The 16,864-nt window shown below is 48.3% G+C and carries 13 protein-coding genes and 5 tRNA genes; 1 reads left to right on the top strand and 17 read right to left on the bottom strand.

The genetic code is table 11. The features are described 5' to 3' along the window. Positions 1 to 33 precede the first annotated feature (33 nt). The 13 genes from rpoB to ACO1NT_RS01380 form a co-directional block, all read right to left on the bottom strand. Positions 34 to 3,843, bottom strand: coding sequence for a DNA-directed RNA polymerase subunit beta (gene rpoB / locus ACO1NT_RS01440; RefSeq protein WP_449046570.1), 3,810 nt, complete (start codon positions 3,841 to 3,843; stop codon positions 34 to 36). A 180-nt stretch (positions 3,844 to 4,023) separates the two neighbouring features. Beyond that, positions 4,024 to 4,404, bottom strand: a complete 381-nt coding sequence (gene rplL / locus ACO1NT_RS01435; protein ID WP_449046569.1) for a 50S ribosomal protein L7/L12 — start codon at positions 4,402 to 4,404, stop codon at positions 4,024 to 4,026. A gap of 76 nt (positions 4,405 to 4,480) precedes the next feature. Further along, positions 4,481 to 4,999, bottom strand: coding sequence for a 50S ribosomal protein L10 (gene rplJ, locus ACO1NT_RS01430; RefSeq protein WP_449046567.1), 519 nt, complete (start codon positions 4,997 to 4,999; stop codon positions 4,481 to 4,483). A 2-nt stretch (positions 5,000 to 5,001) separates the two neighbouring features. Further along, positions 5,002 to 5,700 (bottom strand): 50S ribosomal protein L1, encoded by a 699-nt coding sequence (gene rplA / locus ACO1NT_RS01425; RefSeq protein ID WP_449046566.1) that lies wholly within the window; start codon positions 5,698 to 5,700, stop codon positions 5,002 to 5,004. 22 nt (positions 5,701 to 5,722) lie between these two features. Beyond that, a complete protein-coding gene (rplK, locus tag ACO1NT_RS01420; RefSeq protein ID WP_449046565.1) occupies positions 5,723 to 6,166 on the bottom strand; it encodes a 50S ribosomal protein L11 in 444 nt (147 codons plus the stop codon). 155 nt (positions 6,167 to 6,321) lie between these two features. Next, the gene (nusG, locus tag ACO1NT_RS01415; protein WP_449046564.1) at positions 6,322 to 6,867 is read right to left on the bottom strand and encodes a transcription termination/antitermination protein NusG; all 546 of its coding nucleotides are present in this window, start codon (positions 6,865 to 6,867) and stop codon (positions 6,322 to 6,324) included. Between the two features lie 17 nt (positions 6,868 to 6,884). After that, positions 6,885 to 7,079, bottom strand: a complete 195-nt coding sequence (secE, locus tag ACO1NT_RS01410; RefSeq protein ID WP_325636315.1) for a preprotein translocase subunit SecE — start codon at positions 7,077 to 7,079, stop codon at positions 6,885 to 6,887. Between the two features lie 17 nt (positions 7,080 to 7,096). After that, positions 7,097 to 7,167, bottom strand: a tRNA-Trp gene (locus ACO1NT_RS01405). A gap of 78 nt (positions 7,168 to 7,245) precedes the next feature. Then, a complete protein-coding gene (tuf, locus tag ACO1NT_RS01400) occupies positions 7,246 to 8,433 on the bottom strand; it encodes an elongation factor Tu (protein ID WP_449046563.1) in 1,188 nt (395 codons plus the stop codon). A gap of 63 nt (positions 8,434 to 8,496) precedes the next feature. Next, positions 8,497 to 8,568 (bottom strand) — tRNA-Thr (locus ACO1NT_RS01395). A 77-nt stretch (positions 8,569 to 8,645) separates the two neighbouring features. Next, positions 8,646 to 8,718 (bottom strand) — tRNA-Gly (locus ACO1NT_RS01390). A gap of 6 nt (positions 8,719 to 8,724) precedes the next feature. Then, positions 8,725 to 8,805, bottom strand: a tRNA-Tyr gene (locus ACO1NT_RS01385). Between the two features lie 11 nt (positions 8,806 to 8,816). Then, positions 8,817 to 8,889: transfer RNA gene (locus tag ACO1NT_RS01380), tRNA-Thr, on the bottom strand. Positions 8,890 to 9,050: 161 nt separating this feature from the next. On the opposite strand from ACO1NT_RS01380, the gene ACO1NT_RS01375 reads away from it, so the two are divergent. Next, positions 9,051 to 10,208, top strand: coding sequence for a BamA/TamA family outer membrane protein (locus tag ACO1NT_RS01375; protein WP_449046562.1), 1,158 nt, complete (start codon positions 9,051 to 9,053; stop codon positions 10,206 to 10,208). Positions 10,209 to 10,286: 78 nt separating this feature from the next. On the opposite strand, the gene ACO1NT_RS01370 is transcribed toward ACO1NT_RS01375, so the two are convergent. From ACO1NT_RS01370 to ACO1NT_RS01355, 4 genes are all read right to left on the bottom strand, one after another. Beyond that, positions 10,287 to 11,798, bottom strand: a complete 1,512-nt coding sequence (locus ACO1NT_RS01370) for a hypothetical protein (RefSeq protein WP_449046560.1) — start codon at positions 11,796 to 11,798, stop codon at positions 10,287 to 10,289. A 185-nt stretch (positions 11,799 to 11,983) separates the two neighbouring features. Further along, on the bottom strand, positions 11,984 to 13,126 hold the full coding sequence (locus ACO1NT_RS01365; protein ID WP_449046559.1) for a hypothetical protein: 1,143 nt from the start codon (positions 13,124 to 13,126) through the stop codon (positions 11,984 to 11,986). A gap of 56 nt (positions 13,127 to 13,182) precedes the next feature. Beyond that, positions 13,183 to 13,767, bottom strand: coding sequence for a hypothetical protein (locus tag ACO1NT_RS01360; protein WP_449046558.1), 585 nt, complete (start codon positions 13,765 to 13,767; stop codon positions 13,183 to 13,185). A gap of 183 nt (positions 13,768 to 13,950) precedes the next feature. Then, positions 13,951 to 16,647, bottom strand: coding sequence for a zinc-dependent metalloprotease (locus ACO1NT_RS01355; RefSeq protein ID WP_449046556.1), 2,697 nt, complete (start codon positions 16,645 to 16,647; stop codon positions 13,951 to 13,953). Between the last annotated feature and the right edge of the window lie 217 nt (positions 16,648 to 16,864).

Below are 16,864 nucleotides of genomic sequence, written 5' to 3'. Positions count from 1 at the left end.
CTTTCGTTTCTAAAGTTAACGCGCTATGCTTGATTAATCCAGCGTGATATCCAAACCTAAACCTCTCAATTCGTGTACGAGTACGTTGAACGACTCCGGCACGGACGGGGTTGGTAGGTTGTTGCCTTTGACGATGGCTTCATACGTCTTAGCCCGGCCCACCACATCGTCGGATTTGACGGTTAGGATTTCCTGGAGGATATTGGATGCACCGAATGCTTCCAGTGCCCATACTTCCATTTCGCCGAAACGCTGTCCGCCAAACTGGGCTTTACCACCCAACGGTTGCTGCGTAATGAGCGAGTATGGACCGATCGAACGTGCGTGCATCTTATCGTCCACCATGTGTCCCAGTTTCAACATATAGATGATACCTACCGTTGTCGGTTGGTCAAAGCGCTCTCCGGTTAACCCATTGTAGAGGTAAGTCCGTCCGGATTCGGGAAGTTCGGCCTTTTTCACCCATTCTTCTACCTCTTCGGTAGAGGCTCCGTCAAAGATCGGTGTTGCAAATTTGACACCCAGCTTCTTGCCAGCCCAGCCCAATACGGTCTCGTAAATCTGGCCGAGGTTCATCCGTGAAGGTACCCCCAACGGATTCAAGACGATATCAACCGGTGTACCATCCTCGAGGAACGGCATGTCCTCATCGCGCACAATCCGTGCAACGATACCCTTGTTTCCGTGACGGCCGGCCATCTTATCACCCACCTTGAGCTTACGCTTCTTAGCAATGAATACCTTGGCCATCTGCACGATGCCCGAAGGCAGCTCATCGCCGACGCTGATCGCAAACTTATCACGCTTGTAAGCACCCAATTCCTCATTCAACTTGATGTTGTAGAAATGGAGCGTTTGCTTGATCAGTTCATTCTTGTCCTCATCGGTGGTCCATCCTGTCGGATTGATATTTGCGTACTCGAGCTCGGTAAGGATACGTTGTGTAAACTTCGATCCCTTGGGCACCAACAGTTCCTTATAAACGTTGTAGACGCCCTGTGAGGTCTTACCGTTCACAATGGTAAACAGTTTTTCTATCAACTTATCCTTCAGTACCTTCAACGCCTTCGTATGTTGCGTATCCAGTTGGTCGAGTGCTTTTTTCTCTTCTTCCTTAGCCACTTTCTTCGCACGGGAGAACAACTTGGTATCAATGACCACACCATTAATGGATGGTGGGGTTTTCAAGGATGCGTCTTTCACATCACCCGCCTTGTCGCCAAAAATGGCACGGAGCAACTTCTCTTCGGGAGATGGATCGGATTCGCCCTTTGGCGTGATCTTACCGATAAGAATATCACCGTCGCGCACTTCAGCACCCACACGGATAATACCGTTCTCATCCAGATCCTTTGTCGCTTCCTCAGAAACGTTCGGGATATCCGCGGTAAGTTCTTCTTCACCACGTTTCGTATCCCGCACCTCCAGTTCGAACTCCTCGATATGCAAGGACGTGAAGATATCTTGGCTCACTACACGTTCCGAAATCACGATCGCATCCTCGAAGTTGAATCCTTGCCATGGCATAAACGCCACCTTCAGATTGCGTCCCAGCGCAAGTTCACCGTTTTGGGTCGCATACCCCTCACACAGCACCTGTCCCTTCTCTACCTGCTGTCCTTTTTTAACAATCGGCTTCAGGTTAATGCAGGTACTCTGGTTGGTCTTCTTGAACTTGATTAAGCGATAGGTCTTCACGTCATCGTCAAACGACACCAATCGGTCATCATCGGTACGTTCATACCGGATTTTGATCTCATTGGCATCCACATATTCCACCACGCCTTTCGCTTCCGCGTTGATCAATGTACGGGAGTCGCGTGCTACGCGGCCTTCCAAACCCGTACCTACCACGGGAGCTTCCGGACGTAACAATGGCACCGCCTGACGTTGCATGTTGGAGCCCATCAGGGCACGGTTTGCATCGTCGTGCTCCAAGAATGGAATCAACGACGCCGCGATTGACGTGATCTGGTTAGGTGCAATATCCATCAAGTCCAGCTTTTCCGGCTCAATAACCGGGAAATCGCCTTCATACCTAGCTTTTACTTTCGGGGTAATGAAATTCCCCTTATCGTCGTATTCGGCATTCGCTTGTGCAATGGTTTTACCATCCTCATCCTCCGCCGAAAGGTAGATGACCGGTTCCTCAACCACCACCCGTCCGTCATCAACCCGTCGATAGGGCGTTTCAATGAAGCCGAGATTATTGATCTTCGCGTGCACGCAGAGCGATGAAATCAAACCGATATTCGGTCCCTCTGGGGTTTCGATGGTACACAGCCGACCGTAGTGTGTATAGTGTACGTCGCGCACCTCAAAGCCGGCACGCTCGCGCGAAAGCCCTCCAGGCCCTAAAGCCGATAACCGACGTTTGTGCGTAATCTCCGCCAAAGGATTCGTTTGGTCCATGAACTGCGACAGTTGGTTGGTACCGAAGAACGAATTAATCACAGAAGACAGCGTACGTGCATTGATCAAATCCGTAGGCGTGAACACCTCGTTGTCGCGGATGTTCATCCGCTCACGGATGGTGCGGGCCATACGTGAAAGTCCCACGCCGAACTGCGAGTACAATTGCTCCCCTACCGTACGTACCCGACGGTTGGACAAGTGGTCGATGTCATCGACTTCCGCCTTGGAGTTGATCAGGTTGATCAAGTATTTCACAATGGCGATGATATCTTCGCGCGTAAGCACCTTGGTCTCATCCGGGGTATCCAATTGCAACTTACGATTGATACGGTACCGGCCCACGTCACCAAGGTCGTAACGTTTATCAGAAAAGAACAAGCGTTCGATAATGCCACGGGCCGTCTCCTCATCAGGTGGTTCCGCATTACGCAACTGCCTGTAGATGTGTTCCACGGCTTCTTTCTCTGAATTGGACGTATCTTTTTGCAGGGTATTGTAAATGATCGAGTAATCGGCATTGTTGGCCGTATCTTCCTTGGTGAGGATGATGGACTTCACGCCCGCATCGATAATCAGTTCGATGTGGTCATCTTCCAATACGGTTTCCCGCTCAAGCACGACCTCGTTACGGTCGATGGAAACCACTTCACCGGTATCCTCATCCACGAAGTCCTCAATCCATTTCTTCAGTACCCTAGCCGCCAGTGTACGGCCTACATATTTCTTAAGTCCCGACTTGCTCACCTTCACCTCGTCGGCCAGTTCGAACAATTCCAAAATATCCTTGTCCGAATCGTAGCCAATGGCACGTAAAAGGGTCGTAACCGGGAATTTCTTCTTACGGTCTATATAAGCATACATGACGTTGTTCACGTCTGTAGCAAACTCAATCCATGAGCCCTTGAACGGGATGACACGGGCAGAGTATAATTTCGTACCGTTGGTATGCCGGCTCTGGCCGAAAAACACACCTGGCGAACGGTGCAATTGCGATACGATAACCCGCTCGGCGCCGTTTATAACGAACGTGCCTTTCGGGGTCATATAGGGAATGGTTCCTAAATAAACGTCCTGCACGATGGTCTCGAAATCCTCATGCTCTTCGTCATTGCACGAAAGACGTAACTTCGCCTTGAGGGGCACGCTATAGGTCAGCCCACGTTCGATACATTCCTGTATACCGTAACGTGGTGGATCAATGAAATAATCCAAAAACTCAAGCACGAAGATGTTCCTTGAATCAGAAATGGGGAAGTTTTCGGAAAACACCTTAAACAACCCTTCCTGGTGGCGGTTGTCAGAAGTCGTTTCTAGTTGAAAAAACTCCCTGAAAGATTCCAATTGCACATCCAGAAAATCAGGGTAATCGATTACCTTTCTGCTGCTTGCAAAATTTACTCTTTCGTTTTGAATATTTTTGTTTGCCAAGGGAATAAGATTTTAGTTTAACTATTTAAACTGCACTTTTGATGCTGATTTTGCCTCGATAAGGCACCCATACAGCCCGGGTGTGGTATTGATACTATGGGGAAAAGTCATAAACAGGAATAGACTCTGACGAAATATACGTCAGAGTCTACCCCATTCAGGCGTGTTGTATGCACTGAATTAGTTGAGCTCAACAACAGCTCCTGCTTCTTCGAGTTGCTTTTTCAAAGCTTCAGCTTCGTCTTTAGCTACACCAGTTTTGATTTCTTTCGGCGCACCATCAACCAAATCTTTTGCTTCTTTCAGGCCAAGACCGGTCAATTCCTTAACCAATTTAACCACAGCTAATTTCTGACCGCCAGCTTCTTTCAAAATCACATCGAAAGATGATTTTTCCTCTGCTGCAGCAGGCGCATCGCCGCCAGCAGCCGGACCAGCAACAGCTACTGCCGCTGCAGCAGGCTCAATGCCGTACTCGTCTTTCAAGATTTGAGCTAACTCGTTAACTTCCTTTACTGTCAAGTTTACCAACTGCTCAGCAAACGCTTTTAAATCTGCCATTTTATTTTTAATTTTTGAATTTACTTTTTAAAAAACAATTAACCATCCTTCGGGCATTCTGATTGGAGGGACCCGATTAACCTCTTTCTTGTAACGTTTTAACCAAACCGGCCAACGTACCACCACCGGATTGAAGTGCGGATAACACATTCTTGGCAGGTGATTGCAGCAACCCAATGACATCACCGATGAGCTCATTCTTAGATTTGAGCTTGCTCAACGCATCTACCTGATTGTCGCCGATAAATACCGACGCATCGATATAGGCACCTTTCAAAACCGGCTTATCGCCTTCTTTGCGAAGTTCCTTGATCAACTTGGCCGGCGCGCTACCTGTTTCGGAAAACAACATAGTCGATGACCCTTTCAAAACACCCAACAATTCTTCCGAATCAACTCCGGCTTCTACGAGTGCTTTCTGGATCAACGTGTTCTTCACCACTTGGATAGCGATACCTCTATCAAAGCATTTGCGGCGGATCCCGTTAACTTTTGCTACAGTCAAATCAGCCGTGTCGGTAATGTAAAAATTGCCGTACGATTTAATCTGCTCAGTTAAAGCTTTAACAATTTCTTGTTTCTCTTCTCTTTTCATGATTAAATTCCCGCTACTGATTTCGTTTCAATTTGAACACCTGGACTCATCGTGGAAGAAAGGTAAATACTCTTGAAATAAGTACCTTTAGCCGCAGACGGTTTCAATTTAGAGATGGTCTGCAATACTTCCAAGGCATTATCATAAATCTTCTCCGGCGAAAAAGATACTTTACCTACAGAGGTATGGATAATTCCCGTCTTGTCCACCTTGAAATCAATCTTCCCTGCCTTCACATCGGTTACGGCTTTACCGATATCCGTTGTTACCGTACCTGTTTTCGGATTAGGCATCAGGTTCCGTGGACCGAGGATGCGGCCCAACCTACCTACTTTTGCCATGACGCTCGGCATGGTAATAATGATATCGATGTCGGTCCATCCGCCTTCGATCTTGCTGATGTAATCATCCAATCCGACATGGTCTGCTCCCGCAGCCTTGGCTTCCTCTTCCTTATCGGGGGTACAGAGAACCAATACACGGACCGTTTTGCCCGTACCATGTGGCAGAGTGGCGATACCACGCACCATTTGATTTGCCTTACGGGGATCCACGCCAAGGCGCACATCAATATCCACCGACGCATCAAACTTTACGTTGGTCATATCCTTTACCAAGGCTGCCGCCTCTTCCAAAGTATATGCTTTACCAACTTCAATCTTGGATAGTGCCGCTTTCTGATTTTTTGTTAATCTTGCCACTTTCTTAAACTGATTTCGTTAATTAATTATTCCAGGGCGCGCTGCCACTCACGGTAATACCCATACTACGTGCCGTTCCGGCAACCATACGCATCGCCGATTCTACCGTGAATGCGTTCAAATCAGTCATCTTATCTTTGGCAATGGTTTCTACTTGTTCCCAAGTAACCGTACCTACCTTTTTCCGGTTAGGTTCGCCCGATCCCTTCTTTACACCCGAAACCTCCACTAACTGGACGGCAACGGGAGGGGTCTTGATGATAAAATCGAATGACTTGTCGCTATATACGGTAATTACGACGGGCAATACCTTGCCTGGCTTGTCTTGCGTACGGGCATTGAATTGCTTGCAAAACTCCATGATATTCACCCCTTTTGCACCCAAAGCGGGCCCAACTGGGGGAGATGGATTCGCAGCGCCACCCTTCACTTGTAATTTTACTAACGCACTGACTTCTTTTGCCATTTCTCGATCTTAAATTTAATTAATAAATGTTTGTTAGTAAGTTGGAAGCATTTAACGTAACATTTAGATTCTGAAGTGCTTATCGTTGCAAAACACATTCGCACCCCAAAACGGAGTGCAAAGGTACAACTTTTTTATTATATTATCAGGTTTTTTTATTCTTTCTCTACCTGTATATAATTCAATTCAAGTGGAGTCTTACGGCCGAACACCTTTACCATCACCTTCAATTTCTTCTTCTCCTCGTTCACTTCTTCGATTTCACCGGTAAATCCATTGAACGGCCCGTCGTTGACTTTTACCAACTCGCCTACGTAGAACGGCACACTCATCAGCTCACCCTGCTCGGACATTTCATCCACCTTACCCAAGATACGGTTGATTTCCGCCGGACGCAATGGGATTGGGTTCCCTGACTTATCACCTAAAAAACCCACGACACTGTTGATGTTCTTGATTACGTGTTCAAGCTCACCGTCCAATGCGATTTCAATTAACACGTATCCCGGATAGAAATTGCGCTCTTTAGCAACCTTCTTACCATCGCGCATTTGGTAATACTTTTCCATCGGAATCAGCACTTGGGGCACAAGATGACTAATACCCAAGCGATTCACCTCAGCTTCAATATATTGCTTTACCTTTTTCTCCTTACCACTTACGGCCCGTACAACATACCATTTCAGTGCTTGATCTGCCATTTCTTCTTTCCCGACAATTAAGACCCAATATTATAGAACAATTCCAGCACGTTACTCGATGCTTTATCCATCCCGAAAATGAGCAACGCTATAATGATGGATGCAACCAATACGACCACGGCCGAATTCTGCAGTTGCCCCCAAGTGGGCCAAGTGACCTTTTGGGTCATCTCGATATAGGAGTCTTTTATAAATTCAAGTACGTTCGCCATGTTCTGTCGATAATTAGCACGGGCACCAGGATTCGAACCCAGATCAAAGGTTTTGGAGACCTCTATTCTACCATTGAACTATGCCCGTGTTTTTTAGACACGATTAGCTAATCAGCACATTACTGATTAGCTAATCGGCTGGATAAATCCCATCCCAAGGATGGATCTATTTAAGGATTTCAGTTACCTGTCCGGCACCTACCGTCCTACCACCTTCACGGATAGCAAAACGAAGGCCTTTTTCCATCGCGATAGCGTTGATCAATTTTACAGTGATCGTTACGTTATCACCAGGCATAACCATTTCTACGCCATCAGGCAATGCAATCTCTCCGGTTACGTCTGTGGTACGGAAGTAGAATTGCGGACGGTATTTGTTGAAGAACGGCGTGTGACGGCCACCTTCTGCTTTTGACAATACGTAAACTTCCGCCTTGAACTCGGTGTGCGGAGTTACTGAACCTGGCTTACAGATTACCATACCACGGCGGATATCGGTTTTCTCAATACCACGCAACAGCAGGCCCACGTTATCACCGGCTTCACCGTAATCCAGAATTTTACGGAACATCTCCACCCCTGTTACGGTAGATTTCAAGTTCTCGGCACCCATACCAAGGATTTCAACCGGGTCACCCGTATTGATCACACCGCGCTCGATACGGCCTGTTGCTACAGTACCGCGTCCGGTGATAGAGAATACGTCCTCGATTGGCATCAGGAACGGAAGGTCTGTCAACCGTGGAGGAATCGGAATGTAGTTATCTACCGCATCCATCAATTCCATGATTTTTTCAACCCACTGCGGTTCACCGTTCAAACCACCAAGGGCAGAACCACGGATTACCGGGATATCGTCGCCAGGATACTCGTAAAAAGAAAGCAACTCACGGATTTCCATTTCAACCAAATCCAACAGCTCAGGGTCATCCACCAAGTCCACTTTATTCATGAACACGACCAATGCAGGAACACCTACTTGGCGGGCCAACAGGATGTGCTCACGCGTTTGGGGCATCGGGCCGTCTGTAGCGGCTACCACGATAATGGCACCGTCCATTTGGGCAGCACCCGTAACCATGTTCTTCACATAGTCGGCGTGACCCGGGCAGTCAACGTGTGCATAGTGGCGGTTTTCGGTTTGGTATTCAACGTGTGATGTATTAATAGTGATACCACGCTCTTTTTCTTCCGGAGCGGAGTCAATCGAATCAAATGAACGGGCTTCAGAAAACCCCTTTTCCGCCAATACCTTTGTAATTGCAGCGGTAGTGGTTGTCTTACCGTGGTCAACGTGACCGATCGTACCAATGTTTAAGTGCGGCTTACTGCGGTCAAATTTCTCTTTTGCCATGTTTATGCGAATTAGTAATTTAAAATTTTAATGTATAAATGTTAACCTTATGTTACCCTTACGAGCCAATGATGGGACTTGAACCCATGACCTCTTCCTTACCAAGGAAGTGCTCTACCGCTGAGCTACATCGGCTTTTGTGTTTACAATCAAAGCCCGCCAATTCACCACCTGGGTGGGCTGACGGAGCATGAATGCCTAAACACCTAATGAGCGGAAGACGGGCCTCGAACCCGCAACCTATAGCTTGGAAGGCTATCGCTCTACCAATTGAGCTACTTCCGCTTTGCGTGGGGGGAGAAGGATTCGAACCTTCGAAGCCGAAGCAACGGATTTACAGTCCGTCCCATTTGACCGCTCTGGAATCCCCCCAGTTTTTCTTGAGCCCCCTGCCGGGATCGAACCAGCGACCTACTGATTACAAGTCAGTTGCTCTACCAGCTGAGCTAAGGAGGCAAAACCTCAAAAAACACCCCTTTTCTTAGGGACTGCAAAGATATACAAACTTGGTTTAATACAAAAATTATTTACAAAAATCTAAAATGGCCCGAGCGCATTGTTCTAGCGCGGTACCACATTCCGCTGCTTATCCGTATCTTCGCCGCATAAATTACGCTATGAATGTCGTCGTACGCTGCTGTTTCCTCGTTCTAGTCCTAGCCGGTGCCACGCTTCCTGCCGTCTCGCAGGAACAGAAAGGCTTTTGGGAGCACCCCCTTATCAAGCGCTTCATCTCACCCGAAAAAGATACATCCAGATCGGCGGGATTTGTAGCGTTACCCGCGTTGGGATATGCGCAGGAAACCGGATTGGAATTTGGCTTGGCGGGTGTTTATAATTTCTACATGAACAAAACGGACACGGCCATCCGAACCTCCAACGTCACCTTCATCGGCACGTTCACCACGCGGCGGCAAACCAACCTCAAATTGGAATCCGATATCTGGACCACCGGGAATCGTCACCATTACATCAGCGAACTGCGTTTTCGTAATTTCCCGTTCAATTTTTACGGACTGGGAAACGAAACGGCGGCGCAGGATGAAGACGTGGTACTCATGCAACTGATTCGGGTGCGGCTGGAGGGCGAGCGCGAACTGGCGCCCGACTATTACGGTGGACTCAACGTTGCCTATGAACGGTATCATTTTTCCGATAGGGAAAGCGGTGGAATCTTTGACACCCTGCAACCGTACGGATACGACGGCGGATACCATTTCATACTGGGCGTCTCCCAACTCTATGACACCCGAAACAGAAACACGTATACCACGCGGGGCCATTATGCCCGTGTCAAATATGCCTATTCACCAGGATTCGGCGGCGGTAGCAATTTCCGGGGCAGCCTGGTCGACGTCGATCTCCGCACATTCGTTCCCCTCACCCGTGCACTCACCTTGGGCTTGAACGCCCATTACAAAACAACATTCGGGCACCGGGTGCCCTTTTACGTCTACCCCGAGTTGGGGGGCGACATGATGATGCGCGGCTATTACTCCGGCCGCTATCGCGACCGAAGCCTACTCGCGGCACAGGGCGAATTGCGTTACCGCTTCCATCCACGATTGGGCGTGGCCGGATTCGCCGGTACCGGTTCCACTTATCACCGTGGCCTATCCAATACCCGTTTCGTCCCCTCTTTTGGCGGGGGCATCCGCTATTTTTTCGATCTAGAGCACCAAAGTAGCGTCCGGCTTGAATACGGCTTCGGCGAGAAACGCCCGGGCGAGAAGCGACAAGGTGGGTTTTACCTCGCCCTTAGCGAAGCGTTCTAGTACGCTTTAGTTCGTCTTCCAACGGCGGAAATAGCCGTTCATGACGTTAGCATTTCACCGAACGATCGAAAAAAGGCATCAAAACTCCTGCTCCAAAGTTTCGCTCCATGCGTTATCGAATACAACGGAAAAGCCATTGATGGTGCCGGTGTCGCCGAGCAGCTTACCCGTAAGCCGCAATCGGACATTGTTCCGTAGTTCTTGCGCTATGGTTACCGTGTTGAGTGCCACATCACCCTCCCCGTAAGCTGTCAATTCATAATTGACATTCCCGCCAACATCGAGCAATCCGAAAAACTGGTGCAAGCTAATCTTATAGTCTTCCAGGCTATTAAAATCACTGAACACGATCCGCTCGGCTTCGGATTCTTCCCTTGTCGCCGGCACACCGAATGGCGCGTACAGGAAGTCGTCATGCAATCGGATGATTTCAATTTTTTTGATGCGTTGGAGGTTGGCATCTGAGTCCGTAAAATCGAACTCGACCAAACTGTAACATCGGTTCAGCATCACTGTTTCTTCTACCCCGGCCTCGCCCACGACCACGCCCGCCAACAACGCGGCATAGGTAACCGCCCGATAGTCATCGAAATGCTGCCCAAAATAAAACTCATTTGCATTCGTCAGATTTTCCGGCAATAACATGCCCTTTCCCGACCGGTAAGCCACGAACAACACGTCATAATCCCCATCTTGCAGCTGGACATCGAGTGTGCCGCCATCGCCCAATGCGCTCATCGGGAGCTGCTGTTTCTGCACCACACTACCATCTTCGGATGAGAAAATATAGTAATGCAGGGTACTGGGCGTAGTCAAATCGCCGCTTGTTGCGTTGTACACGCCGGAAAGGCGGATGTTGTCAAACCTTACCGTACCTGTAGCCTCATTATAGTCACTACCATCACCGCGATCACCGGGTAAAAATTCGAACTTCAGTCGTAACGTCACGGCCCCAAGAACCTGTGGATAGCCGCTCAAATCGAACGAGTAACGATCCCTTGAAGTTGCACCAAAGGGGTTCGTAGCGCCAAGCATTTCAAAAGTGGCGCCGCCATCAACGGAAAAAGACAGGGAAAAATCCTTGGGGCCGGTCGCAGAGCTACTGATATCAAGGTCGAACGTCGTAACCGATTCAATATTAGCCATAGGCAGGTCTATTTCCATAGATTGTACGCCTTTTATATTGAGCGCTTTTCCCGCTTCAATCGGATCCAACCCGAACCCATTAACATAACCGGGTTCGGAACCGCTCCCAACGAAGGTAATCCCTGCTCCAGCCTCATCCACGGCTTTATCCGGCTCCAGATCTTCGTTGTTAAACGACCAATAATACAGGTACTGCGGTTCCATACTAGGCTCGATATTCAGCAATGCTTGCGTTCCCCTCCCCATTCCATCAAGTGCCAGCCGGGCATTACCTCGGGAGCCGTCCATCGGCATGGTCTCTGCCTCAAAACCCGTCAGTTTAAACGTTACATTCCTTGTTTCCTCTGTTGGCAGCGGAGGGATATCCCGCTTGCATCCGAAAAAGAAACCGGTTAACAACACAAAGCATAGCGAATAACACGGAAGATGTCTGAAAAATTTCATTGGTATATTGATTTATTGGTTAAAAAAATAGATGTTAGGGCTTAAAATAGCATATCGGATTAAAAATCCCAAGGAAAACAGCCAATTATCAAACAATCGTTACAGCCTCGTAAAAAAGAATAACAATTATGAAAAGCAATAGCACACTAAATTAGCTATTGCCATATGCGAAACATTCTATAGCACTACATCCCCTGTTCAATCAAACGAGCCACCTGCACCAACCGGATAATATCGCTGCAATCCTGCTGCGTAACTTCCGTGTCATGGCATGGTTCATCCGACAAACTTTGAGCAAGCCAATTAGCTAACAGGCGCTTCCATTCATAAAGCCGATGTTGCCCAAAGAAGTAATCCACGTATGCAATCGGGTCGGCAATCTGCGCAGCGGAAAGATCAGCTACGTATTTCTTGTTCACCCCGCAAACATTCAGCTCCGGAAAACCCATCCGGTTCCACAACCATGCCGTCTCGACCATGCGCTGGATCGTCTCCTTAATATACAACAGGTTTCCGGGATCTTTGTGGTTCTTCCAATGATCCGTTTTAGTGATCAATTCATACCACTTCCGGATGGCTTTCGGGAATTTCACTTCATCGATATACCAAAACACACCGCTTAATCCTTTGAAAATAAGCTCGATATCTTCTTCGGATAAACCATCGGGATGATCGGCGTCAGAAGCGAACAACTGATAGTAGTTAAGTTTTTCCGCGTCAAGCTGCGGAGTCGGGGCGTTAACCAGCTCGAATGCGGCGTCAACAATCGTCATCATATACCAATAGTCGTGCACATCCGTTGAAGATTCTATACAATAGAAATCAACCGTTAGGTTAGGCATATAGGAACTATTGAGAGCTACATCGAGCCAGACCCGCTCGATGTCGTCTTTTAGCAACAAACCATGCCGTTTCTTAAAAATCACCCTCGCCACATCGGCACACGGTATCGACCTGCCTTTGTCTTTGGCCGGTGTCCTAACGAAAAGCTTGTTAAAAGTGCGTTGTCGGTACTGTTCCCTTAAGTAGTGCCCCTGAAGGCCAACGCCTTTTTGTTGGGTCCCTATTTCGCATGTCGTAGTCAGCCATACAAAATCCATCAGTTTAGTTACCTCTTTGGCTTTCTGATATAAGTTTAACGGAGCGCCGTGCTGCCGCCATCCGTGTTTCTCGAATACGGCAAACAGCAAGTCGCGGAGATGTTGCTTAAACTGGTCGGCCGACTTACCGACAAGGAATTCCTTTAATCCGGTTATTGGATCGCTGATTTCCATACTGTTCAACGCATTCACGTTGTAGTTTTCCCTCGCAAAAATTTTGTAGTCCATGGTTGAAAAAGTTTAAGGTTAAAAATTGAGTAAAGAGCAAATGCAATTCAAGAAATCTAGCTATGTTCAGCCACCTCACCACTGGCTTTTGGGTAACGTTCCTTTAGCTTCATGATCTCATATACAAGGAAAAAGGCCTCCGCTAGCTTTTCAAAATAGGCCATCACTTTGAACGGCTTATCGACATCATTGAAGAGCCCCTCGTCGCCCTCTTTATAAGCGTAGATCAGTAAATCATCGATAAACTCATGCCATTCGCTAAGACTACGAAAGGCAAAAAAATCACCCAGAAACACGCGGATATCATTCATCTCCTCGCGATTCAAACACCGATAATTGTTCTCATAGCTCCGTACATTTCCAGGTTTCAAATCTAGTTTGCTGCAATGCAAGACAAACAGTATCTCAACGACTTTGATAACCTGAATTTGGTTATATGCATAACTTTTATGGATGCCATCAAAGAATTCTTCACGATAGGAATAAGCGGTTTTCACGAGATCAAGGATATCTCGATTTAAGTAATACAACTCGGTTTCGTGCTCACAAAGTTCATTGATGTAAGTGAACGGGTTTTCAATCTCCTCAGCACGCAGGTGCCGGAAACGCGTTTGGCTTAATGAAAGTTGGTTGTCTTGCATGGTTAAAAAGATTTAAGTTTAACATTCATTCAACGAATCAAAGATACTATCTTTTGATAAATATGTAATCAAAAAAGCTAATTTTTTTATCACAAAACACACAACAACCTAATTGCCAGACAAAAAAAATCCTGCCCACGCCTTACGGCACGGGCAGGATTTTATGGAAAGGATAAATCGACCTTATACTTTATCCACCGACAACGCCTGTTCAATCATAAACAGTAAGCTTTGGCGGTGAGCAGCTGTCTGTGCGTCCGCTCCAGCAGCTCCGGCCAATTTGGTTTTAAGATCGTTCAACGTAGCCAACGCGCCGGCTTTGCTTGCGTAATCGTAGCCCCCTTTGGCTTCCAGTATGCCAATCAATGCTTTGACATAGTCCGTTTGCAGATTCTGCCGAATCAAGTTGACATTACCGCCCAAATCAGCCTCAAAGATATTCGCCGTCAAGTCCTTCATCACCTCAGTGACTGAATACGTGTTCCCATAAAGGCTACTGTTGCTGATACGCGCGAGGGTAGTAGGGTGCAAGATGTGCGAAAGTGTGCTTACTTGCAAGGATCTAAATGTATTCTGCGGCTTATAGTCTTCCGTACTGCTGAAGAAATTGAACCCTCGGCGCTGCCGCTGCAAATAGGGGAACAATGCATAGTCCGTTTCAAACGCATCGGGGGCATACACATATTTGCCCAGCAATGCCATCGCCTTCTTCTGGATATCCAGCGGCACGGGCGTATACGGCTGGGCGTCCGTTTCCTGCCCTACAAAACTACGGTCTACATATACCCCGCCGATGTAACGACTGATGGCCGATGCCATGCTAGCCCGTTGGCTATTCAGCTGGCCATAACGTTGCAACAGCTCCTGGTACCCCTGGTTGGGTCGGCTGAACCGCTCCTTCAGTTTAGGCATCATGTCGTTGACCAACAAGAAACGTTCTTCGCCATACGCCATCATGTCGCTAGAATGGTCGTTTATCATCACGCGCGGATCGATGGCCTTGCCCGGGCTGCGCATATCGTCGGCATCATTGCCGAAAGCCAGCTGTGGGTCGGTGCTTCGACTCAAAATTTTGTCCAATCCCTTCGTTTCCTCCGCTGTTGAAAAAGGCGTATAGCCATATTCAATCGCCCAAATATCATAAGGGCCGGCTTTGGTGGTATAATAATCGCCCTGCTTGCTGCGGTCGCGGCTCACGTTAATGGCCGGATAATCCATCACGGACCCTTGCAGACCGATTTTACGTGTCAATTTGGTGTCATGCAACTGCTCCGGGCTCAACATCTGGCTGGCCCGCATGTTGTGGTTCAAGCCGAGGGTATGGCCCATCTCGTGCATGATCAGATAATACAGGAATTGTTTATGCATCTCTTTCACGGCCTCCGACTTGCCGGCCCCGTCCGATCCGGCATCCAAGGTTTCCACCGCCACGATACCAGCCTGGAACTGCATGCTCAGCTCATTGGCGAGGTTGCATAGCGCCATGCGATTCACCTGCGAATGGTGCACGTATTCGGTTTGCGCCGCTGCCTGCTCGGGGTGTTCCCAAGGCAGCGATGCCATGGCCGCATTCCCCCCATTGAACAGGTCATCCATCACCGGCGTGCCGGCGCCCGACCGCCATTCGACGGTGATATCGGCGCCAAGGATCTGCCCGGTAAGGGGGTTGTAAAAGCTGGGGCCGATAGCGCCATAGCTCGGACTAGCCGAGGACTTCCAACGGATCACGTTATATGCGATATCCGCAGGATCCCAATCTACATCATCGGGCATCTGTTTCATCACAATGGCATTCTTGAAACCTGCCGCTTCAAACGCCTCGTTCCATTTCTCCCCCGCTTCCTTGATGATGGGCCGGTATTCCAACGGTGTCGTATTCTCTATCCAGAAAACAATCGGCTCCACCGGTTCGCTCAATTTCGCATTCGGATTTTTCTTTTCCAGGTACCAGCGGCTGATGAAATCGCGGTAAGGCGTGGGCGATATCGATGTCAGGTCGTCCACCTCAGCGCCGAAATAACCCACACGCGGGTCGTCCCGCCGCGGGCGGTAATTGTTTTGGGGAACTTCCAGGAAAGAATGCTGCATCCTAACCGTCACATACCTTGCATCGGTAATGTCCTTGCCCCCGCCATTCATCGGCGCGGGGTTGTCATATGTCAACCGTACCACTACGTCCGTATTATGCGGAAACGAACGCACGGTATCATAGCTCGATTTACCCGTACTGAGGCTTCCGAGATTAAACATTGCCGTGGGAGGGGTACCGGGGGGCATTACCGGCTTTACCGCATCCAGCTTATTGCTGATGAACAAACCATCGATGGGGATGAGGTAACCCGTACTATCCGAAGCCGCAATCTTTTCCGAATGGAAAATGGTCTCCGCCACATCCGCATTGGCCGCCTTACTAACGGGGTTGGTAGGGTCATAATAAAAGGCGGTATTCTTACGCAGGAACTCGATCTTATCATGGTTTTTGCGGATGCTGAACAGCCACGTATCACGAATCATGTTTTCGTTAAGGAACAACGACGTAGGCCCCCCCATCGAAAAGCTTTGGTAAATAAAATCTTTGTCCAATTGCTCCTTCGTCACGTATAACTGCAAACTGGCAGTAGCCGTATCCCGGTACAGAGTAAAGAGTCCATCGATTTTCTTGCTCGATTTCACCTTATCCTCCACACTGGGTTTTTCATCTTTCTTTTTCTTCGCCGAATCCGCTACCGCCTTCGCGGTACTGTCCGGTGGTGTCACCTTCGTGGTGTCGGGCTGTTTTTTGAGAAGGGTATCCTGCAGCGGATACCATCCGACATGTCCTGATGCGGGCACGCCCAAAAAAAGGCTACCCACAACGGTTACTAACAATGTGTACTTCATACGATTTTGGTTAAAAATATTCATTCATGCGCTAATTACCACGGTTACGGTCAAAGCGTTTCATACTAAGACGCTAAGCTACCGAATTAGTTGCACACGAACATCGTAAATTATTGCCTCATCATCCGCAACTTTTATGTTACACGGTGAAAATCGGCTCTTCAACGAATCATCGAATGGGCATATCGCACATCGGGGTATATTGACATATGGTCAA

It is taken from the genome of Parapedobacter sp., assembly GCF_053550995.1.
This window is presented reverse-complemented; position numbering and strand designations above follow the sequence as displayed.